Genomic DNA, 22674 nt, shown 5'->3' on the forward strand with positions numbered 1-22674 from the left:
ACTCTAGCTTGATACTGGGGTTCGGTATTGCATGTACAGGATAGGTGGGAGACTGAGAAGATGTGTCGCCAGATGCATCAGAGTCGATGTTGGGATACCACCCCTGCAGTACTGGGCTTCTAACCTGCAGCCGTGACCCGGCTGGGGGACAATGTCTGGTGGGGAGTTTGACTGGGGCGGTCGCCTCCGAAAGAGTATCGGAGGCGCTCAAAGGTTCCCTCAGAATGGTTGGAAACCATTCGAAGAGCGCAAAGGCAGAAGGGAGCTTGACTGCGACACCGACGGGTGGAGCAGGTACGAAAGTAGGACTTAGTGATCCGGTGGTATGAAAGTGGGATTGCCATCGCTCAACGGATAAAAGCTACCCTGGGGATAACAGGCTTATCACTCCCAAGAGTTCACATCGACGGAGTGGTTTGGCACCTCGATGTCGGCTCATCGCATCCTGGGGCTGTAGTAGGTCCCAAGGGTTGGGCTGTTCGCCCATTAAAGCGGTACGCGAGCTGGGTTCAGAACGTCGTGAGACAGTTCGGTCCCTATCCGGCGTGGGCGTAGGATATCTGAGAGGAGCTGTCCTTAGTACGAGAGGACCGGGATGGACTGACCTCTGGTGCACCGGTTGCATTGCCAAATGCATAGCCGGGTAGCCAAGTCGGGACGGGATAAACGCTGAAGGCATCTAAGCGTGAAGCCCCCCTCAAGATGAGATATCCCATAACATAAGTTAGTAAGACCCCTTGAAGACGACGAGGTAGATAGGCAGAAGGTGGAAGTGTGGTGACATATGGAGCTGATCTGTACTAATAGGTCGAGGGCTTAACCAAGAGAAAAGGTTAAGACGGTTTGGATAGAACAAAGAGAGTTATTCTTAAGAGTAATCGGATGAAAGAATTTTAATGTGCAGTTTTGAAAGAGCAATCTTTCAATTTTATAATCCTCGATAGCTCAATGGTAGAGCACTCGGCTGTTAACCGAGTTGTTGTAGGTTCGAGCCCTACTCGGGGAGTTATAAGAATGGATATAGGACAATAGGATAATTGTTCCAATTCATTCTTATATTTTTTTATACGGCTCCATGGTCAAGCGGTTAAGACACCACCCTTTCACGGTGGTATCAGGGGTTCAAATCCCCTTGGAGTCATAGAGTAGAACATAAAAGGGAATTCAAATTGCCGACTTGGCTCAATGGCAGAGCAGCTGATTTGTAATCAGCAGGTTGTTGGTTCGACTCCGACAGTCGGCTTTTTGGACCTTTAGCTCAGTTGGTTAGAGCAACCGGCTCATAACCGGTCGGTCCTGGGTTCGAGTCCCCGAAGGTCCACTTGTTCTACTCGTTATGGCCTGGTGGCTCAGCTGGTTAGAGCGCCGCCCTGTCACGGCGGAGGTCGTGGGTTCGAACCCCATCCGGGTCGCTGCTATCATTATGATGGCGATAATTAATAATACACCAAGCCGGTGTGGCGGAACTGGCAGACGCACAGGACTTAAAATCCTGCGGGACTTATACTCCCATACGGGTTCGATTCCCGTTGCCGGCACTAAACACGAAAGTGTTTAGGAAGTACGTGTAGCTCAGCTGGATAGAGCGTCTGGCTACGGACCAGAAGGTCGCGAGTTCGAATCTTGTCACGTACATTTATTAACCTTGCAACTATGCAAGGTTTTTTTATTTTTACGAAAATAATTGAAACAATATTTGAAAGCATTTTCATCTATGAATAAAATAAGACAAAATAGCAATACTACATTAATGTAAAAATATTTATGGAGGTTGATATTATGTCAAAGAACACATCTAAAAACTCAACAAATTCAAAGAATTCTACTAATTCCAGCAATTCAACAAACTCAAGAAATTCTTATAATGAAACTGATTCAACAAACAGCAAGAATCAGTCATCTAAGAATTCCAAGAATAAGACATCAGGTTCTGATGAGTCTGACTGCTATTAGTCAGAATATAGGTCGCATATGCGGCCTTACATAACAAAATGGTAATAAAAAATACTAATTAAAGTATAATATATTAAATTCTATATTGTGTGGGTAAACTATGTCATGTGAAATGATAAGTTCAAGAAAAATAGATTATTATGTAAATGATCCATATGTAACAATAATTGATATAAGATTGAAAGAAAAATTTTTACATTCGAGGATAAAAGGAGCAATACATTATGAATATAATAGGTTGATTGATGATATAAATAATATATATAAACGCGGAAAGATTTCTTGTGAATTTAGAAAAATATTTGGTAATAAGGAAAAAATATACATATTTTATTGCGATAAAGGTGCTATGAGTCTTGTTATATGCGAAAAGATGTCTGGGCTTGGATATATATGCAAGACAGTTGTAGGAGGATTTGAGGCATATAAAGGAATGTGTGTAATCAATTAACGGATTGACACTCATTTGCGTAGGCATTAATATATATATAAATGTACATTTGGAGGATATATGAATACATATGAATTAATTGCTCCCTGCCATTTTGGTCTGGAATCAGTATTAAAAAGGGAGATATATGATCTTGGATATGATATATCATCGGTAGAGGATGGAAAGGTCACTTTTGTAGGTGATTCTGAGGCCATATGCCGTGCTAATATAAATTTAAGGACTACAGAGCGTATTTTGATTAAAGTGGGTCAATTTAAGGCTGAGACATTTACAGAGCTGTTTGACAATACTAAAGCTCTTGAGTGGGAGAATTATATACCTAAGAATGGCAAGTTCTGGGTAACAAAAGCTAATTCTGTTAACAGTAAACTGTTCAGCAGTTCTGATATCCAGTCAATTGTTAAGAAAGCAATTGTAGAGAGACTTAAAGAACATTATAGAATTGGATGGTTTGAGGAAGATGGTGATTCTTATCCTATAAGAGTAACTATTATGAAGGATATTGTGACTATTGCACTTGACACATCAGGTGATTCACTTCATAAGAGAGGATATAGACCGGCAGCTGGAAAAGCTCCTATATCTGAGACACTTGCAGCGGCGCTTATTATGCTTACGCCGTGGAGAGGCGACAGAATTCTTGTTGATCCATTCTGCGGAAGTGGCACATTTCCAATTGAAGCAGCTATGATAGCAGCTAATATTGCACCGGGAATGAATCGTAAGTTTACTGCACAGAAGTGGACTAACATAATTGACAAGCAATTGTGGTATGATGCTGTTGATGAAGCCGAGGATATGATTAATCTTGATATTGAAACGGATATCCAGGGATTTGATATTGACGCAGATGTTATAAGGAAAGCAAGAAGTAATGCGGAGAATGCCGGAGTAGAGAAGTTAATACATTTTCAGGAAAGAAGCGTGGCAGACCTAAGCCATCATAAGAAATACGGTTTTATTATAACTAATCCGCCTTATGGTGAAAGACTTGAGGACAAGGAGACACTTCCAGGAATATATTCTGCATTTGGACGACAGTTTGCAAAATTAGATTCATGGTCAGCCTATATGATTACTTCATATGAGGATGCTGTCAAATATTTTGGCAGAAAGCCGGATAAGAATAGAAAGATATATAATGGAATGTTAAAGACATATTTTTACTCATTCCAGGGACCAAAGCCGCCTAAGAAAGAGAAGGGACAGGAAAGATAATTATGACTACTATTATTTTAGCGTCTAATAATAAGGACAAGGTTAAGGAAGTTAAAGAGATTCTTAAAGGGTATAATGTTATCTCTCTTAAGGATGCTGGAATTGACCTTGATGTGGAGGAAAATGGTACTACATTTGAAGAAAATGCGCTGATTAAGGCAAGAGCTGTATGCAAACTTACAGGACAGCTTACAATGGCAGATGATTCAGGACTGGAGATTGATTATCTTAATAAAGAGCCTGGCGTGTATTCTGCCAGATATATGGGACATGATACATCATATGATATTAAAAATGCTTCTCTTATTAAACGACTTGAGGGTGTTGAAGGGCAGGACAGAAGCGGCAGGTTTGTATGTGCTATAGCAGTGTGTTTTCCTGATGGAAAGGAAATTGTTAAGAGAGGCACAATGGAGGGACTTATAAGCAAGGAAATCGTCGGAGACAATGGTTTTGGCTATGACCCTATAGTTTATCTGCCCGAATATGGTAAAACATCAGCACAGCTTGATCCTGAAGAGAAGAATAAGATAAGCCACAGAGGTAAGGCACTTGAACTTATAAAGAAAGAACTGGATGAGTGCCTCTAATTGGCTCATTCTGGAGGTTTTATGCAGAGGATAATGATTGTTAGCGATTCACATAGAAGACACGGTAATCTGGCAGAGGCAATATATAATGAGCAGCCATTCGATTTACTTATTCATCTTGGTGATATCGAAGGGGAAGAAGATATAATACAGGAGCTTGCCGGGGGTGAAACAATAATGGTACCGGGTAATAATGATTTCTTTTCACCTCTTCCAAGAGAACGTGAGATAGAACTTGCAGGGAAAAAAGTACTTTTGACACACGGCCATTATTATTATGTTTCTCTTGATTTGCAGACTCTCAGGGAAGAGTGTATAGCAAGAGGAATAGATATAGTTATGTTTGGACATACTCACAGACCATTGATACAGATAGAAGATGAACTTACATTCATTAATCCTGGAAGCATATCATATCCTCGTCAGGCAGATAAAAGATGTACATATATTATGCTTGAAATTGATGATAATGGTGAAATGTCTTTTAATTTAAAGTATGTATAAATCCAGTAAATATGCGGGTTTACAGACTTGTAGAAAGAATTTTGAAAAAAATTGAAAAAATTTCAAAAAAAGTGTTGACAGATAGTACACCTTATAATATAATCATTCTTGCGTTGCGGAACAGAGCAAACGCAAGAAACAAAAACGGGGTGTGGCTCAGCTTGGCTAGAGCGCTTGATTTGGGATCAAGAGGTCGCAGGTTCGAATCCTGTCACCCCGACTTTACAACTTAATAATTATGCGGGTGTAGTTCAATGGTAGAACACTAGCCTTCCAAGCTAGATACGTGGGTTCGATTCCCATCACCCGCTTTGTGTGTTCGTAGCTCAGCTGGATAGAGCAACGGCCTTCTAAGCCGTGGGTCGAGGGTTCGAATCCCCCCGGGCACACTTTTTTTTATGAGTCATGGCCAGTAGCTTATGACTTTTGCATTATGGTGGGTATAGCACAGCTGGTCAGCGCGTCAGATTGTGGCTCTGAAGGTCCAGGGTTCGAATCCCTGTACCCACCCTTTTTTTATTTCTTGGGCTATCGCCAAGCGGTAAGGCACAGGGTTTTGATCCCTGCATTACGCTGGTTCGAATCCAGCTAGCCCAGCTCGGTAGTTATAATCCGAGGCTGGATGTTTGATATAGATTGTTACTCATAATTGTATACATTGAGGGCTCATAGCTCAGTTGGTAGAGCACTAGACTTTTAATCTAGGTGTCCCGGGTTCGAACCCCGGTGGGCTCATTAAGATGGGAATGGTTGAAAAACCATTCCCTTTTTTCTTTTCGTGCCTGGTGACTAGGAGGGGAACGGGCGTCTTGAGAAGAAATTCATTCTTTATTATTTCCATGTATTAATTATTGTGATTTTGAAAACCCGCATAAACACTGGGAATGTTTGTGAGCAAGTTGGGCACTTTTGTGGCACTTGGTGTCAGGGGGAGTAGAATGATTGATAATTGTAGTTTTAACTTGGGTGAGTTTTATGTTAAAATGGGTAAAACAAATCGGAATTTTTGGAGGTATATGGAAATGAATAAGGAACAGCTATACGCAGCACAAACAGCAATGATTGAATGGTTATCTGACCCTCATGAATTAGGAAAAAAGCCTTTCAAAATTGAATGTGCAGGTGAATTTGATTTTAATGAAATGCATTATTACATTTTCAAATTCAAAGCGTCGTTGCTTGGTAAATGGCTTGTTGGCGTTTGTGGTGGTTTTGAAGATGATGATTTAGAACCATGCGGACATATTTTCAGCAATATGCAAGAATATAATGAAACTACTGCTAAAAATGAGTGTATTACAATGGTTGAAAATATTATGGCATACTGGAAAGAACAAGCCGCCAAATATAATAACCAATAATACAAATCGAAGTATGTAGGAGGATTGTTTTGAAAAAAGGAATACGCATCTTATATTTTATTACAGTTGTAATTAGCGCTTTGGTTGGACTATGGCATTTCTTTGTTCCATGGATGTTTCAATGGTATGACTATCTTCCAATGCAGTATGAGAATCTTATAGTAGGGATTGATTACACCAATTACTGCTTTTCATTATTGCTGTTTGGATTAAGTGTGCTGCTTATCATGCTAGGCAAAAGAGCATTGGCAATGAATCGGGAAGTAATCTACTTTTATTTCTTTCTTACAGTGGTTTGGGTTTTTAGGGCTTGCCTTGCTTCATTTGTTGAACCATGGCCATTGCAACCTATTCCTGTAGCTGCAATAGGACAGTTGATTGCTTCAGATGTTCAGGCTGTGCTGATGTTGATTGTGAGTGGATTATTTTTTAAATCACTTAAGAGAAAGGCATAGATTCGGAATTTGGCAGATGTAAAAGGATTTTGACACGCATAATAAGTGATGTCAAAGCTATTTTGTAGACAATAGTGAGTGTTTTTCCTACAATAAAAGTGCAAGGAGGTATAGTGGCATGGAGCATGATATTGGATGCAAAATCAAGGCAGCCCGAATTGAAAAAAAGCTGACGCAAGAACAGGTTGCCGAATTGTTGGGTGTGAGTCGTCAGACCATCTCAAATTGGGAAAATGAAAAATCCTATCCAGATATTATCAGCGTCATTAAAATGAGCGAATGCTACGATGTTTCTCTTGACTATCTATTGAAAGGAGAACAAAAAATGAAAAGCTATTATGATTATCTTGAAGAAAGTACGAATGTTGTGAAAAGCAATGCCAACAGAAACAAGATTATTACGATTCTCTCCTATCTCTTGATTTGGGCGTTTGCAATGATAGTGTTCTGGTTTTTTACAAGTGGAAGCGACGCTATGGGTTACAGTTTGATGTTTCTTTGGTTTATTCTTCCTATATCCACATTTATTGTATCTATTGTTATTGGTAAAAATAACTTTTGGGGAAAAGGAAAATGGGCATTCACTCTTTTCTTTGGCGTAATGTATATGCTTGCTGAATATGGCACATTCAAAATGGCAAACAACATTGCTTTTAACAAACTGAATGCCCCTGACTTGGGAATGATTGTAGCCGGAGCAATAATCGCTGCAATCGGTATGTTGGTAGGTTCACTGTGGAATAAGAAGCGCCACAATCAAAAAAATAAGTAACAAGAAAAATTCAAGTTTGTAGAATAAAGAAAATCGGGATTTATAAAGGAGAATATTGATGAAACTATTTTTATGTTCGCACTTTTCAAGTGTAGGAAGTCTGATAAAGGAAGAAATTGAAAATAAGAAAGTCGCATTTATTCCAACAGCTTCACTGCGTGAAGGCTACACCGGTTATGTCGGCTCGGCTCGAAAATTATTCAAAAAGTTGGGAGCAATCGTAACTGAAATTGATATTTCAACGGAGGCTTATTCAACGATACAGTCTGTTTTTGAAGAAGCAGATGTGATATATTTTACCGGCGGAAATTCTTTCTTTCTTATGGACCAGCTCCGTAAAACGGGAACTGATGGACTGCTGAAAAAGGAATTGGCAAATGGAAAATTGATGATCGGCGAGTCGGCAGGCGCAATTATATGCGCTCCAAGCATCCAATATATCGAGCAAATGGATGAAAAGCCGGAGGACTACTCACAAGAAGATGATGCAGGGATTGATTTGATTGATTTCTATGTTCTTCCGCATTATCTTACAGCACCATTTAAGAAAGTTACCGAGAAAATAATGACTGAGTTTTCGGATTTGAATCTATGCCCAATTAACAACCGTCAGGGAATTGTAATTGATGGTGAAGATTCAAAGGTTATTTGCAAAGACTAATTTGAAAATTCAAGTTTATAGATTACATCTTATAAATCACCTGTAAATCACCAACTTTAAACTATATATAATAACTTTGATACAAAGAAACAGAGCAAGTACTAAGGCTATAAACAACCTTGGTGCTTGCTCTTATTTTATTTATAGGAGGTTACTATGGATGACAAAATGAATGATGTGATTAATGAAGTGCAGAAAAAACTTGGAGAAGAATATGAGGTGAAAAGGGTTGAAGTTATGAAGAACAATGACACAAAACTGAAAGGAATTCAGGTCAGGAGAAAAGACATGAATGTTGCAAAGATATGTTACTGGACTAGTGAATCAGTTGACGAGATTGTAGCTGTGATTAATAGAAGCCTGTTTCCTAAGTTTGATTGTGAAATCAATTTGGAGAAGCTAAAAGACAGGATTGTCTATACATTGGTGAATGCTGATTCTAATAAGAGCAGACTAAAGACTATACCTTACAGGCTATTGAAAGGTACGGATTTAGCCATTACATATAAGCTAATCATTGATATTGATTTCAATGCTACGGCTTCATCAGATGTTACAAATGCATTGATAGAGCATTTGGGAGTTACGGAAAATGATTTGTATACATTTGCGACTAAGAATACTCAGAAACTCTATGCTCCGAGTATCATGTCGCTTACGGATATTGTATCAAAGATAGATAATCAGTCTCAGGAAGATGTCAGCAACACTCCTGAGACTATTTTTGTATTGACTAATTTCAAAAAGCATTTTGGGGCTTCATGTATCTTGTATCCAGATGTGTTGAAGAATTTCTGTATAGAGAAAAATATGGATGGTGTTTACATGATTCCGTCTTCTGTACATGAATTTCTGCTTTTGGTAATGGATAAGGAATATGTAAATTGTGGCTATGTTAAGCAAATGATTAAAGAAGCTAATAGAGAGAGCTTGGAGAAGGAAGATGTACTGTCTGACAATCTGTATTACTATAACGCCGTAAATGACGCTGTAAGCATTGTGGAATAGGAGGCTGACATGAAATATACATTTAGGAGTGAAAAAGAGCTCCAAGAGGTTATACAGGCTTGTGCAGGCATTCCACAGAAGGTGATAGATAATGCAAAGTATCACATTGGACTTGTAGAAGAATGTTTTGAAGATGGTGCATGTGGAAACTTCTATATACTGACGGATGATGATGGTATAGACAGTGATACATACAAGGATTGTCTCAGGGAGTATAACCTGATTGAAGGAGACTATGAGTTTGACGACCTGATATGTGAAGAAAATGGTTCTGAGTGGCATATAAGGGCATTCATAGGTACAGACGCTTACTGGGGATTCTTTTACAAATGTAAGACTAAGGAGGTTTTCTATGGAAAGTAAGAAAGAACAGTTGATAACAGAAGTTGTCTATCAGGGAAATCATACATATGAGATTAAGAAAACGATAGACGGGTTTAAAGGTGACAAAGCAATTCTTATAGGTCTGTATCCGACAGTTGATGGAGATAACATTACAAAGATTGACAGTACACAGTTACATCTGATTAATCATATGAAAGAACTTGGATTAAATGAGGTAAGGATTATGAACCTGTATTCAGAAGTGTTTGACAGAAAGCCTACTACATCACAGCTGACATATGACAAGGAAAACTTTGAGTACATTACACAGGCTGTCAATACTGCAGGAGAATACAAGCTGATAATTGCATATGGCAGTTCACACAGCAGTAATAAGACTACTAATACTTTAAAGAAAAATCTGCTCGAAGCTATCAGTAATAGTAAGGCTAAGGACAGAGTATATCAGATAAGTTCAGTGGCGAAATTTTGAAAAAGTAATAAAACGTGCAATGATTGTATGTAAAAATAGTGGACATGATGTTTTGGACGATTTTGCTGATGTCAGCAAAATCGTGGAAGCTGGTGCAACACACAAAAAATGGATATGCAAATTTGAAGTATAAGTATGGTGATAGACATTTCTGGTGCAGAGGATATTATGTCGACACAGTAGGTAAGAATGCAAAGAAAAATGAAGAGTATGAAAAAAATTAGATGCAGGAAGATCTGGAATATGATCAGATTTCCATGTATTAATTATTGTGATTTTGAAAACCTGCATAAACACTGGGAATGTTTTTGGACAGGTTGGGCACTTTTATGTCGCTTGGTGTCATGGAAGAGTAGAATGATTGTAAATGGAAGTTCTAACTTGGTTGAGTTTTGTGTTAAAATGGGTAAAATGAATTGTAATTTATAGAGAAAAGCACATGTCAAAGAATCTTTGCGTAACTATATATGCAATGTAATGTGATGATTGCTTTATTTTGAACATTATTTTTCGGATAATATTATTGAAAGGAGGTCGTAATATTATGAATATAGGAAATCAAATATTGAACATTCGGAAAGAAAATCAATTAACACAAGAGGAGTTTGGCAATTCGATATTTTTCTTGACACATTACTAAAGGAGGATTCAAAAATGGTACAATCTATGGATAAAGAAAGAGCAATGGGCATAATAAAACACGAAAAATCAAAGAGTGACAAAAAGGCAGTTCAATATATTAAAGAACATGATTAAATGAATTTGATAAGGGCGGTCCTACTGTGCAGCATGTGTGAGAATAAAAGGAGATGGCAGTATTATGAACAAGGCATATGAGCGAGAAACAGAAATGTGGAATCAGGTATTTAAGGAATGTACACCTGTGGATTTAAGAACTTTAGATTTACAAGTTGAAACAATGTTTGACGAAGCGTTAAAGCTGTTTGCACAAAAAACAACAAATGTATTAGATTTTGGCTGTGGTACAGGAGATATTTCTTTTCAATATTTGCAGTATCAGCCTACACACAAAGTTTTAGGAATTGATGCTTCAAAAACGGGCATTGAATTTGCAACTGAAACAGCAAGATTAAGTGATTATAAAACGGCAACTTTTCTTGAAGGTACAGACCATACGGTAAAGCAATTAGAAGAAAATTCATTTGATGGAGTGATATTATCAAATGTGTTGGATGTAATGCCCAAAGATGTGTCAAAGGAGGTAGTTGAAGATTTAGAACGGGTATTGAAGCCTGGTGGATATTGGTTTATTAAAATGAATCCGTATTATTCAAAAGAAGAACTGGAAAGTTTCGGATATGAGAATATGGGAAATAACATTTATGAAGAGAATCATATTATGAGACTAAGACAGGCTACAACAAATTACTGGAAAGAAAGATTTGCACGTTTTGGAAAGGAAATTATTTATCTGGAATTTGAGTATCCGTGGCAGGAGGGAATGAATCGTCTGTTTGTTTATCAGAGTTAAAAGAACCTGGTTAAAAGAATCTGGCTGTACTACATTTGCAATAATAAGAAGTTTGCGCTATAATACTATTTATACAAGACGTGAAATTTAGTATTGATTTAGGAGATATCGCTTATGAGAGTGTTTTATGGGCTTATTATTACGGCGGTAATTTTAATGATTGGGGCGTGTGCTTTAAAGGCATATAAAAAAGAGGGTGCACTGGCAAGAGTTGTGTTTTTATATGAGCTTGGTGCATTTATATGTGGGATAATATTTTTAGTGTATACATATGTTCCAGGAACCACCATTACAGTTCTGTGTAAGGGACTTATTATGGCGAGCTTTGACTGGCTTCTTATACTTCTTATGTATTATACCCAGTATTATACAGGCATGTTTAAGGGCATTGTGGGTGTAAAAGTTTTTATGATTGCATATTCGCTGCTTGAGACTGTTGCATTTCTGATTAATACATGGACGAGATGGATATTTGATATAACATATATATCGGATGACCAGATAATTGTCCAGTTTGCAAAAGGTAATGTTCTGGGCCGGTTACATTATGTATTTGCTTATGGCATTATGTTGCTGCTTATTTTAAGTTATATAGTAATGGTTGAGAGGATGTCAAGATTCTACAGATTCAGGTATTTTGCTATTCTCATATTATTATTAGCTGCATCTTTGCTTGATATAATGACTACGTGGTCTGATTCAATATATGACATGTCAATGGCTGCATTTGGCATCATGTCTATACTCATATATTATCTTACATACAGGTATGTTCCTAATGAGCTTATTGAGAATACATTTTCACTTATAATCAGGGATATGAATAGTGGAATTATATGCTTTGATAATGCTGGAAGATGTATATATTGTAATGGTATTGTTAAAGAAATGTATTCTATTACTGATAATATTAATGAAGTGGAGCATAATTATGCAAGCTGGCTTCATACTCAGACAGAGCATGATAATAAGAAATTCAGGCAGACAATCAGCGTGGGAGATGAGAGGAGAAGCATCGATATTTCATATAATCGTGTATATGATGATAAGCATAATTTTATATGTGATTATTTTATATTTAATGATCGTACGGAAGCTGTTGAGCTTTTAGAATATGAAAAGTTCAGAGCTACACATGATAATCTCACGGGACTTCTTAATAAGGAGCAGTTCTATGAGGAAACTGCCAATGTAGTGAGAAACGACAGGAATCACACATATTGTCTGGTGTGCAGCAATATTAAAGATTTTAAGCTTGTTAATGAGCTTTTTGGAATCGAAAAGGGTGATGAGATTATTAAAATGCAGGCGGGGCTTATCAAGGCTTCATCTGAAAGTGGCTATATATGTGGAAGAATCCAGAATGACAGATTTGCTGTGTGTATGCCGAAGGACAGTTTTAAGAATGAAATAATGCAGAATAGTATTGTAAGTATGCAGGACAGATTCAACAATGCATCATTTAAGATAAGGGTTGTAGTTGGTGTTTATGATATTGAAGATGTTGATGAGCCTGTAAGTAATATGTGTGATAAAGCATTTATTGCGAGCGAGACTATTAAGAATAATTATGAAACTAATATTGCATACTATGATGATAAGCTGTTAAAGAGAACTCTTGAAGAAAGAAGAGTTATCAGTGAGTTTGAAGGGGCAATTGAGAAGAAAGAATTTAAAATGTTTCTTCAGCCACAGGTTAATACTCATGGTAAGGCTTATGGAGCAGAGGCGCTTGTGCGCTGGCAGCATCCTGAGAGAGGGTTGCTGTCGCCATTCTTCTTCATTGATATTCTGGAGACTACAGGTCTTATATATAAGCTTGACATGTATATGTGGGAATGTGCAGCAGCTAAATTAAGTGAATGGAAGAAGAAGGGTGATACGGTTCATTATATCTCTGTAAATATATCTACTAAGGATTTTTATCTTATAGATGTATATGAGGTTATTACATCAATTGTCAAGAAATATGATATTGAACCTAAGATGTTAAAGCTAGAGATTACCGAGACAGCACTTATGTCTGATCTTAAGAAGAATATGGAGGTAATTAAGTCTCTCAGGGATTATGGATTTAAGATAGAGATTGATGATTTTGGAAGTGGATATTCTTCGTTGAATATGTTAAAAGATATAAGTGCAGATGTTCTTAAGATTGATATGGCATTCCTGCGTGCTACAGAGAATGAGGTTAAAGGACAGGATATTCTGGAGACTATTATTTCTCTTGGTGGAAAGCTTGGAATGGAAGTAATTACTGAAGGAGTAGAGACAGACAAACAGCTTATTATGCTGACAGAGATGGGGTGTCATATATTCCAGGGATATTATTTCTCAAAGCCTATACCAGTCGAAGAATTTGAACAAAAATACATGAATGAATAATGGGAGGAAGTTATGAGCGAGAATTGTTCAGGAAGTTGCTCAAGCTGCAGTTCAGACTGCGAATCAAGAAAAGGACCACAGATATTAAGAAATGCCAATAATGGCAAAGTTAAGAAGGTTATAGCTGTTGTCAGTGGCAAGGGAGGTGTTGGTAAATCACTTGTCACATCAATGCTGGCAGTTAAAGCCAATAAGGATGGAAAGAAATCGGCAATACTTGATGCAGATATTACAGGACCATCTATTCCTAAGTCTTTTGGACTTACAGAAAGGGTAACATGTAATGAAGATGGAACTGTAATGTATCCTGAAACTTCAAAGAATGGCATTAAGGTTATGTCACTTAATCTTCTTATGGAAAAGGAGACTGACCCGGTTATATGGAGAGGACCTGTTATTGCGGGAGTTGTTAAGCAGTTCTGGGAAGATGTTGACTGGGATGAGACAGACTGTATGTTTGTTGACTGTCCTCCGGGAACAGGAGATGTTCCTCTTACAGTTTTCCAGTCTATGCCGATAGACGGAATTATTATTGTAACTTCACCACAGGATCTTGTTTCAATGATTGTGGAGAAGGCAATTAATATGGCTAAGCTTATGAATATTCCGGTTATTGGAATTGTAGAGAATATGTCTTATTTCAAATGTCCAGACTGCGGTAATATCCATTATATATACGGAAAGAGTAAGATTGATGAAGTGGCAGCAGCTAATGATATCAAGACTGTTGCAAAGCTTCCAATGGACGCAAAGGTAGCTGGACTTGTTGATTCAGGAAAGGCTGAGGAACTTGATGTGTCTGCATTAGATGGAATATTTGATGCAATTATGGCTTAACAGAGAAGAATAATGAAAAGATTGATTTTATTTAAAGGCGGAGTAGAAACATTAGAATTCTTTACAGAGCAGATGGCTGCTGTATGGGAGAAGATGGGCTGCTCCGTTTTCTGGTATAATTTAATGTTACAGCAGGCCAGTTCTTCTGCACTGGTGGAATTTTTCAAGGCTCACAGCTCAGACGAGTGGTATATGTTTACATTTAACTTTGAAGGAATAGCAGGAGAAGCCGGTCTGTATCGTGATGATGGCTGGAATTTCTGGGACTGGGCAGGTGTTAAGGTTGTAAATGTGGTTGTAGATCACCCGCTTTATTACAACAAATATATCCGAAAGCACCCTGAAAAGTATATCCAGCTTGATATTGATGAAATGCATGTTGCATACATGAACAGGTTTTTCCCGGAAGTACATACTGAATATATGCTTACAGCCGGAACAGAGCTTAATTATAACAGATGTATAATGCCTGATAAGAATTACCTGTCAATGAAGGAAAGACCGATAGATATTATATTTACAGGTAATTACACTCCGAAAAGAATACTAAGGAAACATCTGGATAACATGGATGATGAGTATATAGATTTCTATGAGGGTGTGCTGTCATATCTGATAGACAATCCGTCAGAGACGATTGATGCGGCGGCGGAAAATGCGTTACGCAGGGAATTCCCTGATATTACAGATGAACAGCTTGTCGACTGCATGCCTAATATGATGTATGCAGACCTTGCTGTAAGATTCCACTACAGGGAGCTTGCAATAAGGGCACTGGCTGATTCAGGACTTAAGATTCATACTTATGGCGAAGGTTATAATTATATCGAATGTAACCACCATGAGAATATAATTGAGCATGGAGGTGTTGATTCCAAGGTGTGTCTTGATATGATTAGTCAGGCAAAGATTTCTCTTAATGTAATGCCATGGTTTAAGATGGGCGCACACGACAGAGTGTTTAATACTATGCTTAATGGAGGTGTTGCACTTACTGATACTTCGCTGTTTTATGAGAACACATTTGCAGATGGTGAAAATGTGTTGTTCTATTCACTTGAGGATTTAAGAGACTATGAAAAGTCGGGATATGATGCGTGTATTGCGGCACGAATTACGGATAAGGTTAAATGTGCATTAGCTGATACAAAACATTTGCAGGAAATCGCTGACAGCGGGTATGAATGCTGTAAGGGCAGACATAGCTGGATTGAGAGGGCTGTAGTGATTGAAAAGTATTTTCGTTAAATGGAATTGAATAATACAAATAAACATGTGTGTGCAATTTTTCTGTACTCCATGCCATAAATCACTAGAATATATAACTCAATTACAGTATTATTATAATTAACAGATACAGACAGGTTATTTTATGATAGGAGTATATTATGGCAAATTCACAAAAAGGCAAGATTGATATGACCACAGGTCATATCATGAGAAATATTATACTGTTTGCGATACCGATTATTATTGGAAATGTTTTGCAGCAGTTATATACTACGGTTGATGCACTTGTAATAGGTAAATACTGTGGTGATACATCTTTAGCTGCGGTAGGAACGAGTTCGCAGCCTGTTGAAGTATTATTATGTGTCTTTTTAGGAATAGGAACAGGTGTGTCTATTCTTATTTCACAATATACCGGGGCCAGGGAATCGAGAAAGGTTGTTTCAGTATGTGGAACTTCAATAACATTTATATATATTATAGGTATTCCGATTGGAATTCTTGGATGGTTTGCAGCACCGTATATTCTGGAATTTATGAAAGTGCCGCAGGATGTGTGGAATGCCGCATTAATCTATACAAGGGTTGTATTCTTAGGCACACTTGGTAATCTGGGGTATAATATGAACGCCGGAATTTTAAGAGGACTTGGAGACAGCAAGGCTTCGCTATGGTTTCTGGTTGTGTCATGTGTTTCTAATATAGTATTTGATTTATTGTTTGTTGCAGGTTTTGGAATGGATGTAGCCGGGGCAGCACTTTCTACAAGTATTGCCATGTTTATTTCATGGATTGTAAGTATTGTTTATATAAGAAAGAAGTTTCCAGAGATACAGTTTACATTTTTGCCGAGAAGATTCTCTGGAACAATGATGAAGGATATTCTGGCTATTGGCTTACCTGTTGGTCTTAACAATTCGCTTTATTCATTAGGACATGTTGCATTACAGACCTTTAATAACTCACAGGGTGCTATATTTATGGCAGGAGGTGCAGTAGCAGGAAGAATTACAGGATGCTCTAACATAGCAATTACCGGATTGTCTTCGGCGGCCACTACATTTTCAGGACAGAATTACGGTGCTAAGAAATACTCAAGAATTAAAGAAGGACACTGGAGAATTCCATTGTGTTCAGGTCTTATTACATTAAGTTGTGGATTGTTTTTCATAATGATACATAAACCTATAATACGTTTCTTTTCATCAGATGAAATGGTATTGATGTATGCGAGCAGGCATGTTGTTGTCATGCTGCTTTCACAGTGGTTTTTTGCTATCTTTAACTGTATAATATCTATTGTAAACGGAACCGGAAAGGTGCGTTATACTACAATTGTCAATATTCTTATGCTTTGGGCGGTCAGAATTCCAAGTGCCTATATTATTAACAGATACTTTGATGGAACATGGGTAATGTTGTGCTTCCCAATTTCTTTCAGTTTTGGAATGTTTGCAATGATAGGTTATTATCTGTTCTCGCCAGCATGGAAGGAAGTTATGAGAATGGCAGAAAAAAATTCATAATGCCGGTAAAATATAAACCCCTGTATCAACATGCATGGAATTGTTGATACAGGGGTATTAATTTAACAAAATATTATTTCAGAATAATTACTGAAGGAGTGTAAGAACACCCTGGTTAGACTGGTTAGCCTGAGCAAGCATAGACTGTCCAGCCTGAGCTAAGATGTTGTTCTTGCTGTAGTTAACCATTTCTTCAGCCATATCTGTATCACGGATACGAGATTCAGCTGTCTGCATATTCTCAGAAGCTGTGTCAAGGTTGTTGATTGTGTGCTCAAGTCTGTTCTGAACGGCACCCATCTGACCTCTTGCCTTAGATATCTTCTTAATAGCTGCATCGATAGTTGTTGTAGCTGTCTTAGCAGTTTCCTGCTTACTTAAATCTACTTTACCAACACCTACGCCAAGTGCATCAGCGCTCATGTCGTCAAGAGTGAAGCTCATTGTCTGACCTTCGTTAGCACCAATCTGGAGTTCAATACCCTTGCCTGTATTAGATGAACCTGCCTTTAAGCTAATATTTCCATTTTTATCTGCTTCAGCACTAATACCAGTCTTTGAGTTGATTAATTTAGCCATCTTAGCCGCTTCTGCAGGGTCTATTGTAGCAGCTGCTGTTTCAATATAGTTAACATCCTTATAATCATCACCTAATTTAGTTGCATCTGTAACATACGCAAATTTCTGTCCATTAACAGTAAAGATTGCATCTTCAATATTACCAGATCCATCATATGCCGCATAATCTTTACTTAACTTAGAATAAGCATCTGTACCTGGTGTTACAGTTGCAGCAGCAGCCTTAGCTGTACCCAGCTGTGTTAACACAACATTTGATGATACACCTTCTTCTTTAGAAGTGAATGTAATTGTTTTATCTCCTGTAGCATATGTCATGTCAAACTTATCTGCTAAATCTGTATCTTTCAATGCCTTAATAATTGCATTTGCATCCGCTTCTTCATCAGCTCCAGCTGTAAATTTAACAGTTGTTGTAGAAGCATTGCCATCTTTATCCATAACTGTTACAGCATATGTTGACTCTGTACCATCTGCAGTATTTGTAAGTGCTGCTGATACTGATTTACCTGTTGTTGCAGGCTCAGTTGTAAGCATAGCATCTGCGCTCTTACTTACAGAAGCCTGTACCTTGCTTCCTGACTGTGAACCATCAAGTAACTTCATTGTATTGAACTCTGTTGTATCAGAGATTCTTGTAAGCTCGCTCTGAAGCTGCTCGATTTCGTTCTGTACTGCCTCTCTATCGTCATCTGTCTCAGTTCCGTTAGCTGCCTGTACTGAAAGCTCTCTCATTCTCTGAAGGATTGAGTGTGATTCATTCAAAGCACCTTCTGCTGTCTGGATAAGTGAAATACCATCCTGTGCATTATCAGATGCCTTATTAAGACCTCTGATCTGGCTTCTCATCTTTTCTGAGATTGAAAGTCCTGCAGCATCATCAGCTGCACGGTTAATTCTGTAACCTGAAGATAACTTCTCTGTTGACTTTGACTGTGCAGATGAAACTCCGCTGAGCATTCTGTTAGCATTCATAGCTGCCATATTGTGTTGTACTACCATAGTATATACCTCCGTGTATAAATAATATTTTTATGGAAGGAAATCCGTTCCCGTTCCATTAGTTAATTAAATAGAAATGCACTTGACATAACTATTTGATTAGTGTTTATAATAAACAGAATTACCATGCTAATCCTGAGTATTATTTTTTTTAGTATTCTTATCCTCTTTGATAAGATGGCGGATTTTGGAGACTGTCTCCTGCGAGAGCTTAGGTTCTGCATAGTAAGACGGGGCAGAATGCGGATAATTATTTTCTGAGCTGTCTTTTTTCCTAGAAAGAACCTTACTTCTTACAATGTTAAGTTCTCTGGGGGCATCAATAAGAAGATGAATGTTGCCATCTGTTCCGCCCGAATACACTACCCGGATATCATTACCAATATTAATAAATTCACCGGGTTTGATTGTGAGCTTTAACATTTCAAAACCTCCTTGCTTTCCATGACCATGCAACAAAATATTTCAAATTGTTGCATCCCAACAATTACATGGAGGTAAATAATATGGGAACATCTCAACCAATCAGAAGCTTGGATGAACTGACAGCTTTTCGTAGTTATTATTTAAATAAGGAGGTTAATCTTCGTAATTACATGCTGATATGTATGGGACTAAATACTGCATTAAGAATTAGTGATATGTTGCAGTTAAAATGGGGGAATGTGTATGACTTTGATAGGAAACATTATGTGAAACATATTGTTGTATGCGAAGGGAAAACAGGAAAGGAGACAAGAATAGCAATTAATAATAATCTTATAGAAGCATTTGAAATGTACATGGGAAGTTTAAAGAGTGTTTCAGGTAATGATTATATTTTTACTGGAAAAACAAAGGGAACGCATTTGTCACGTTCACAGGCATTCAGAATAATTACACATGTAGCGGAAGCCCTTAATATGGAGAATGGAATAAGTTGTCATTCCTTAAGAAAAACTTTTGGATATTATGCATGGAAATATGGAACGCCTCCGGCAATGTTAATGGAAATATATAATCATTCGTCATATGAAATTACTAAAAGATATCTGGGAATCAAACAGGATGACAGAGATAATGTTTTTTGAAAGTGAATTTATAAATATATTAATAATTAATTTTAAATTAAATTGAAATTTAGACTAAAGAATTTGATGTCGATGTCGATATAACATATGAAGTTAATAAATAATGATTAATATGGGATGCAACAATTTGAAATATTTTGTTGCATCCATTTAGTTTTTATTATTCTTCTTTTTTAAGATATAATACTAGAAAAGAATTTAGTTTCAATATTGACGCATATTCATGAATATGATAATATAGCACATGTTCGCGGATATGGCGGAATTGGCAGACGCGCTAGATTTAGGTTCTAGTGTCAACAGACGTGCAGGTTCAACTCCTGTTATCCGCATATTTTTTAAGGCTGATGCACTTCTTTGTGTGTCAGCTTTTTTGATTTGGAAAATATCAGATTGTGGTGTACAATAAAGAAAACATGTCCGGAAAGGAGGCCAATATGGCAGAGTATGTATTAGAAAACAACATTTTAAAAGTTACGGTGGATTCTAAGGGATGTGAAATAAGAGATGTATTGTGTAAAACTGACAATACACACAGAATGTGGAACGCCAATCCCGAAGGATGGAAAAGAGTTGCACCTGTTCTTTTCCCGCTTATTGGCAAATATAAGGATAACCAAAGCATTTATAATGGAAAAGTATATGAAATGGGTCAGCACGGATTTGCAAGAGATATGGAATTCACACTTGTTAAGCATAATGACGATATGCTGGTTATGAGACTTGAATCCGATGAAAACACTAAAGAAAAATATCCTTTTGATTTTGCATTGGAGCTGGAGTATCACCTTATTGACAATGAGATTAAAGAAGTATACAGAGTAATCAATAAAGATAATGAAATGATGCATTTCAGCATAGGTGGTCATCCGGCTTTTGTAACACCAGAGAATGATGCAAGCATGGCTGGCTGTAAGATAAGATTTGATGCAGACAGAATTACATATCATCTGATAGGAGATTATCAATTAATGGCGAGGGATGAGTATGAGCTGCCATTAATTAATCATGAATATACAATACAAGAGGACAGCTTTGAAAAAGATGCATTTATAATTGAGGGAAGTCAGGCAGGAACGGTAAGTCTTGTTAAAAATGAAAAGCCTTTTGTTACAGTTAAGTTTGATACGCCGGTATTTGGTCTGTGGTCATGCAAATCAAAAAATGTTCCATTTGTATGTATAGAGCCGTGGTATGGAAGAACAGATGCCATAGATTTTACAGGGGAGCTTAAGGACAGGGAATACAGTAATCATCTTGATGCCGGAGAAGTTTTCGAGAAGTCATTTTCAATCTTATTTTATTAATAACATTATTAACATAAAAACAGCGCCGTATGCCATTGTATGCAATATAGCGCTGTTTTTTATGCAAAGTGATTACTTTAAAAACATATGAATTAAACTGTTATTTGTTTTTGTGTATGGCTGGTAGCGCATAGGCAGGTCAAGCCAGCATTTTTTATCTACAATGCTCTTATAGTGTGAAAATGTATCAAATCCGGCTTTTCCGTGATATGAGCCCATGCCGCTTTCACCGAATCCGCCAAAGCCCATCTTGGAAGTTGCAAGGTGAATGATTGTATCATTGATACAGCCACCACCGTAATTGCATCTTGAGGTTACATAACGGGTTTCTTTCTTATTCTTAGTGAATATATACAGAGCAAGCGGGTGCATGTGTGCATTGACAGTGTTTACTGCCTCCTCGACAGAGTGAAAGGTAAGTATTGGCATAAGTGGACCGAATATTTCTTCCTGCATCACAGCATCGTCAAATGTAACATTATCCATTATCGTAGGTTCAATACGCAGAGAATCTGCATCTGATGCACCACCAAGAACGACTTTGCTATTATCGATAAGACCTGATATCCTGTTAAAATGCTTTTCATTAACAATTTTGCCATAATCATTGTTGTTAAGTGGAGAATCTGTAAACTGGCGCTTTGTTTCGTTGATAAGTTCTTTCACAAGATGGTCTTTGATACTGTCCTGAACATATATGTAATCAGGCGCAACACATGTCTGCCCGCAATTCAAGAATTTGCCGAATACAATTCTTCTGGCAGCAAGCTTTAAGTCCGCAGATTCTGTTACTATACATGGGCTTTTTCCGCCAAGCTCAAGTGTTACCGGGGTTAAGTATTCAGCGGCTTTGCGCATAACTTCCTTGCCGACAGCCTGGCTTCCTGTAAAAAATATGTAATCAAAATGTTCATTAAGCAGACAGTTATTTTCAGCTCTTCCGCCAGTTACAACAGATACATAAGCAGGGTCAAATATTTCTTTTATTATGAGACATATAACATCGCTGACATAAGGTGAGTACGCACTTGGTTTAAGAATCGCTGTGTTTCCTGCGGCAATTGCATCAACAAGGGGTTCCATTGTCAGAAGAAATGGATAATTCCAAGGACTCATAATAAGGACAACTCCGCGTGGTGACGGCTTCTTAAAGCTTCTGGAATGAAACTGTGCAAGGGGTGTTGGAACATTTTTCTCCCTGCTGAATGTCCTTATATGTTTTATCATATAAGATATCTCGCTGAGAGTAAGCCCGACTTCACACATATAACTTTCAAACTGGCTTTTGCCAAGGTCTTTATAGAGAGCATCAAATATTTCATTCTCATGTTTCTTAATTGCCGAATATAGTTTCTTTAAGGCATCAATTCTTACATTTACATCAAGTGTTGTACCTGTAAGAAAGAAATGTCGCTGCGATTGTACAAGTTTATTGATTTGTGTAGCTTCCATA

The 22674-nt window shown here is 37.6% G+C and carries 22 protein-coding genes, 14 tRNA genes, 1 rRNA gene and 1 pseudogene (1 of these 38 cut by a window edge); 35 read left to right on the forward strand and 3 right to left on the reverse strand.

Features of this window, described 5'->3' with window-relative positions:
* The 32 genes and pseudogenes from EUBELI_RS01890 to EUBELI_RS02035 form a co-directional block, all read left to right on the forward strand.
* Positions 1-824: ribosomal RNA gene (locus tag EUBELI_RS01890) — 23S ribosomal RNA — on the forward strand; it begins 2063 nt to the left of the window's first position.
* A gap of 110 nt (positions 825-934) precedes the next feature.
* Positions 935-1006, forward strand: a tRNA-Asn gene (locus EUBELI_RS01895).
* Between the two features lie 63 nt (positions 1007-1069).
* Positions 1070-1141 (forward strand) — tRNA-Glu (locus EUBELI_RS01900).
* Between the two features lie 30 nt (positions 1142-1171).
* A tRNA-Thr gene (locus EUBELI_RS01905) sits at positions 1172-1243 on the forward strand.
* 4 nt (positions 1244-1247) lie between these two features.
* Positions 1248-1321: transfer RNA gene (locus EUBELI_RS01910), tRNA-Ile, on the forward strand.
* A gap of 17 nt (positions 1322-1338) precedes the next feature.
* Positions 1339-1412 (forward strand) — tRNA-Asp (locus tag EUBELI_RS01915).
* A 39-nt stretch (positions 1413-1451) separates the two neighbouring features.
* Positions 1452-1538: transfer RNA gene (locus EUBELI_RS01920), tRNA-Leu, on the forward strand.
* 23 nt (positions 1539-1561) lie between these two features.
* A tRNA-Arg gene (locus tag EUBELI_RS01925) sits at positions 1562-1635 on the forward strand.
* Positions 1636-1779: 144 nt separating this feature from the next.
* Positions 1780-1953, forward strand: a complete 174-nt coding sequence (locus tag EUBELI_RS14325; RefSeq protein WP_012738657.1) for a hypothetical protein — start codon at positions 1780-1782, stop codon at positions 1951-1953.
* A 100-nt stretch (positions 1954-2053) separates the two neighbouring features.
* The gene (locus EUBELI_RS01930; protein WP_041687910.1) at positions 2054-2404 is read left to right on the forward strand and encodes a rhodanese-like domain-containing protein; all 351 of its coding nucleotides are present in this window, start codon (positions 2054-2056) and stop codon (positions 2402-2404) included.
* A gap of 60 nt (positions 2405-2464) precedes the next feature.
* Positions 2465-3625 (forward strand): THUMP domain-containing class I SAM-dependent RNA methyltransferase, encoded by a 1161-nt coding sequence (locus tag EUBELI_RS01935; RefSeq protein ID WP_012738659.1) that lies wholly within the window; start codon positions 2465-2467, stop codon positions 3623-3625.
* 2 nt (positions 3626-3627) lie between these two features.
* Positions 3628-4215, forward strand: coding sequence for an XTP/dITP diphosphatase (locus EUBELI_RS01940; protein WP_012738660.1), 588 nt, complete (start codon positions 3628-3630; stop codon positions 4213-4215).
* Positions 4216-4236: 21 nt separating this feature from the next.
* The gene (locus tag EUBELI_RS01945; protein ID WP_041687911.1) at positions 4237-4719 is read left to right on the forward strand and encodes a metallophosphoesterase family protein; all 483 of its coding nucleotides are present in this window, start codon (positions 4237-4239) and stop codon (positions 4717-4719) included.
* A gap of 145 nt (positions 4720-4864) precedes the next feature.
* Positions 4865-4939: transfer RNA gene (locus tag EUBELI_RS01950), tRNA-Pro, on the forward strand.
* A 20-nt stretch (positions 4940-4959) separates the two neighbouring features.
* Positions 4960-5030, forward strand: a tRNA-Gly gene (locus tag EUBELI_RS01955).
* Between the two features lie 4 nt (positions 5031-5034).
* Positions 5035-5108: transfer RNA gene (locus EUBELI_RS01960), tRNA-Arg, on the forward strand.
* Positions 5109-5155: 47 nt separating this feature from the next.
* Positions 5156-5229: transfer RNA gene (locus tag EUBELI_RS01965), tRNA-His, on the forward strand.
* 14 nt (positions 5230-5243) lie between these two features.
* Positions 5244-5316: transfer RNA gene (locus EUBELI_RS01970), tRNA-Gln, on the forward strand.
* A 65-nt stretch (positions 5317-5381) separates the two neighbouring features.
* Positions 5382-5454, forward strand: a tRNA-Lys gene (locus tag EUBELI_RS01975).
* 203 nt (positions 5455-5657) lie between these two features.
* The gene (locus tag EUBELI_RS01980) at positions 5658-6080 is read left to right on the forward strand and encodes a hypothetical protein (RefSeq protein ID WP_041687913.1); all 423 of its coding nucleotides are present in this window, start codon (positions 5658-5660) and stop codon (positions 6078-6080) included.
* Between the two features lie 29 nt (positions 6081-6109).
* On the forward strand, positions 6110-6535 hold the full coding sequence (locus EUBELI_RS01985; protein ID WP_012738663.1) for a hypothetical protein: 426 nt from the start codon (positions 6110-6112) through the stop codon (positions 6533-6535).
* 118 nt (positions 6536-6653) lie between these two features.
* Entirely contained in the window at positions 6654-7307 is a 654-nt protein-coding gene (locus EUBELI_RS01990; protein WP_012738664.1) for a helix-turn-helix transcriptional regulator, read from the forward strand.
* Positions 7308-7365: 58 nt separating this feature from the next.
* Positions 7366-7968, forward strand: a complete 603-nt coding sequence (locus tag EUBELI_RS01995; RefSeq protein ID WP_007888235.1) for a Type 1 glutamine amidotransferase-like domain-containing protein — start codon at positions 7366-7368, stop codon at positions 7966-7968.
* A gap of 156 nt (positions 7969-8124) precedes the next feature.
* On the forward strand, positions 8125-8976 hold the full coding sequence (locus EUBELI_RS02000) for a DUF5688 family protein (protein ID WP_012738665.1): 852 nt from the start codon (positions 8125-8127) through the stop codon (positions 8974-8976).
* A 9-nt stretch (positions 8977-8985) separates the two neighbouring features.
* A complete protein-coding gene (locus tag EUBELI_RS02005) occupies positions 8986-9339 on the forward strand; it encodes a hypothetical protein (protein ID WP_012738666.1) in 354 nt (117 codons plus the stop codon).
* Positions 9329-9793 (forward strand): DUF1643 domain-containing protein, encoded by a 465-nt coding sequence (locus tag EUBELI_RS02010; protein WP_012738667.1) that lies wholly within the window; start codon positions 9329-9331, stop codon positions 9791-9793. Before EUBELI_RS02005 ends, EUBELI_RS02010 begins: the two co-directional genes overlap by 11 nt.
* Positions 9794-9906: 113 nt before the next feature.
* Positions 9907-10014, forward strand: a pseudogene (locus EUBELI_RS13860) (IS200/IS605 family transposase); the annotation flags it as partial.
* 599 nt (positions 10015-10613) lie between these two features.
* Positions 10614-11285 (forward strand): class I SAM-dependent methyltransferase, encoded by a 672-nt coding sequence (locus tag EUBELI_RS02015; protein ID WP_118148916.1) that lies wholly within the window; start codon positions 10614-10616, stop codon positions 11283-11285.
* Between the two features lie 114 nt (positions 11286-11399).
* On the forward strand, positions 11400-13670 hold the full coding sequence (locus EUBELI_RS02020; protein WP_012738671.1) for a GGDEF domain-containing protein: 2271 nt from the start codon (positions 11400-11402) through the stop codon (positions 13668-13670).
* A 12-nt stretch (positions 13671-13682) separates the two neighbouring features.
* Positions 13683-14507, forward strand: a complete 825-nt coding sequence (locus tag EUBELI_RS02025; protein ID WP_012738672.1) for an Mrp/NBP35 family ATP-binding protein — start codon at positions 13683-13685, stop codon at positions 14505-14507.
* A gap of 12 nt (positions 14508-14519) precedes the next feature.
* Entirely contained in the window at positions 14520-15755 is a 1236-nt protein-coding gene (locus EUBELI_RS02030) for a glycosyltransferase family protein (RefSeq protein ID WP_012738673.1), read from the forward strand.
* A 140-nt stretch (positions 15756-15895) separates the two neighbouring features.
* Complete coding sequence (locus tag EUBELI_RS02035; protein ID WP_012738674.1) at positions 15896-17263, forward strand: MATE family efflux transporter; 1368 nt, start codon at positions 15896-15898, stop codon at positions 17261-17263.
* An 87-nt stretch (positions 17264-17350) separates the two neighbouring features.
* On the opposite strand, the gene EUBELI_RS14790 is transcribed toward EUBELI_RS02035, so the two are convergent.
* Both EUBELI_RS14790 and EUBELI_RS02045 read right to left on the reverse strand, forming a co-directional pair.
* Positions 17351-18844: a flagellin N-terminal helical domain-containing protein gene (locus EUBELI_RS14790; protein ID WP_012738675.1), complete on the reverse strand. Its 1494-nt coding sequence runs from the start codon at positions 18842-18844 to the stop codon at positions 17351-17353.
* Between the two features lie 129 nt (positions 18845-18973).
* On the reverse strand, positions 18974-19267 hold the full coding sequence (locus EUBELI_RS02045) for a carbon storage regulator (RefSeq protein WP_041687916.1): 294 nt from the start codon (positions 19265-19267) through the stop codon (positions 18974-18976).
* An 83-nt stretch (positions 19268-19350) separates the two neighbouring features.
* Here EUBELI_RS02045 and EUBELI_RS02050 point away from each other — a divergent pair, with 83 nt between their 5' ends.
* The 3 genes from EUBELI_RS02050 to EUBELI_RS02060 all read left to right on the forward strand — a co-directional run bounded on the left by EUBELI_RS02050 (position 19351) and on the right by EUBELI_RS02060 (position 21221).
* Entirely contained in the window at positions 19351-19914 is a 564-nt protein-coding gene (locus tag EUBELI_RS02050) for a tyrosine-type recombinase/integrase (RefSeq protein ID WP_041687917.1), read from the forward strand.
* 250 nt (positions 19915-20164) lie between these two features.
* Positions 20165-20246 (forward strand) — tRNA-Leu (locus EUBELI_RS02055).
* Positions 20247-20351: 105 nt separating this feature from the next.
* Positions 20352-21221 (forward strand): aldose 1-epimerase family protein, encoded by an 870-nt coding sequence (locus EUBELI_RS02060; RefSeq protein ID WP_041687919.1) that lies wholly within the window; start codon positions 20352-20354, stop codon positions 21219-21221.
* Between the two features lie 72 nt (positions 21222-21293).
* Here EUBELI_RS02060 and EUBELI_RS02065 read toward each other — a convergent pair whose 3' ends face one another.
* Entirely contained in the window at positions 21294-22673 is a 1380-nt protein-coding gene (locus tag EUBELI_RS02065) for an aldehyde dehydrogenase (protein ID WP_041687921.1), read from the reverse strand.
* Position 22674 lies beyond the last annotated feature (1 nt).

Source organism: [Eubacterium] eligens ATCC 27750, assembly GCF_000146185.1.
GTDB lineage: Bacteria > Bacillota > Clostridia > Lachnospirales > Lachnospiraceae > Lachnospira > Lachnospira eligens.

Excerpts from the sequence above, each read along its gene's own strand:
- EUBELI_RS14325 (WP_012738657.1), top strand. The coding sequence starts at position 1,780 with ATGTCAAAGAACACATCTAAAAACTCAACAAATTCAAAGAATTCTACT.
- EUBELI_RS01930 (WP_041687910.1), top strand. The coding sequence starts at position 2,054 with ATGTCATGTGAAATGATAAGTTCAAGAAAAATAGATTATTATGTAAAT.
- EUBELI_RS01935 (WP_012738659.1), top strand. The coding sequence starts at position 2,465 with ATGAATACATATGAATTAATTGCTCCCTGCCATTTTGGTCTGGAATCA.
- EUBELI_RS01940 (WP_012738660.1), top strand. The coding sequence starts at position 3,628 with ATGACTACTATTATTTTAGCGTCTAATAATAAGGACAAGGTTAAGGAA.
- EUBELI_RS01945 (WP_041687911.1), top strand. The coding sequence starts at position 4,237 with ATGCAGAGGATAATGATTGTTAGCGATTCACATAGAAGACACGGTAAT.
- EUBELI_RS01980 (WP_041687913.1), top strand. The coding sequence starts at position 5,658 with ATGATTGATAATTGTAGTTTTAACTTGGGTGAGTTTTATGTTAAAATG.
- EUBELI_RS01990 (WP_012738664.1), top strand. The coding sequence starts at position 6,654 with ATGGAGCATGATATTGGATGCAAAATCAAGGCAGCCCGAATTGAAAAA.
- EUBELI_RS01995 (WP_007888235.1), top strand. The coding sequence starts at position 7,366 with ATGAAACTATTTTTATGTTCGCACTTTTCAAGTGTAGGAAGTCTGATA.
- EUBELI_RS02000 (WP_012738665.1), top strand. The coding sequence starts at position 8,125 with ATGGATGACAAAATGAATGATGTGATTAATGAAGTGCAGAAAAAACTT.
- EUBELI_RS02005 (WP_012738666.1), top strand. The coding sequence starts at position 8,986 with ATGAAATATACATTTAGGAGTGAAAAAGAGCTCCAAGAGGTTATACAG.
- EUBELI_RS02010 (WP_012738667.1), top strand. The coding sequence starts at position 9,329 with ATGGAAAGTAAGAAAGAACAGTTGATAACAGAAGTTGTCTATCAGGGA.
- EUBELI_RS02015 (WP_118148916.1), top strand. The coding sequence starts at position 10,614 with ATGAACAAGGCATATGAGCGAGAAACAGAAATGTGGAATCAGGTATTT.
- EUBELI_RS02020 (WP_012738671.1), top strand. The coding sequence starts at position 11,400 with ATGAGAGTGTTTTATGGGCTTATTATTACGGCGGTAATTTTAATGATT.
- EUBELI_RS02025 (WP_012738672.1), top strand. The coding sequence starts at position 13,683 with ATGAGCGAGAATTGTTCAGGAAGTTGCTCAAGCTGCAGTTCAGACTGC.
- EUBELI_RS02030 (WP_012738673.1), top strand. The coding sequence starts at position 14,520 with ATGAAAAGATTGATTTTATTTAAAGGCGGAGTAGAAACATTAGAATTC.
- EUBELI_RS02035 (WP_012738674.1), top strand. The coding sequence starts at position 15,896 with ATGGCAAATTCACAAAAAGGCAAGATTGATATGACCACAGGTCATATC.
- EUBELI_RS14790 (WP_012738675.1), bottom strand. The coding sequence starts at position 18,844 with ATGGTAGTACAACACAATATGGCAGCTATGAATGCTAACAGAATGCTC.
- EUBELI_RS02045 (WP_041687916.1), bottom strand. The coding sequence starts at position 19,267 with ATGTTAAAGCTCACAATCAAACCCGGTGAATTTATTAATATTGGTAAT.
- EUBELI_RS02050 (WP_041687917.1), top strand. The coding sequence starts at position 19,351 with ATGGGAACATCTCAACCAATCAGAAGCTTGGATGAACTGACAGCTTTT.
- EUBELI_RS02060 (WP_041687919.1), top strand. The coding sequence starts at position 20,352 with ATGGCAGAGTATGTATTAGAAAACAACATTTTAAAAGTTACGGTGGAT.
- EUBELI_RS02065 (WP_041687921.1), bottom strand. The coding sequence starts at position 22,673 with ATGGAAGCTACACAAATCAATAAACTTGTACAATCGCAGCGACATTTC.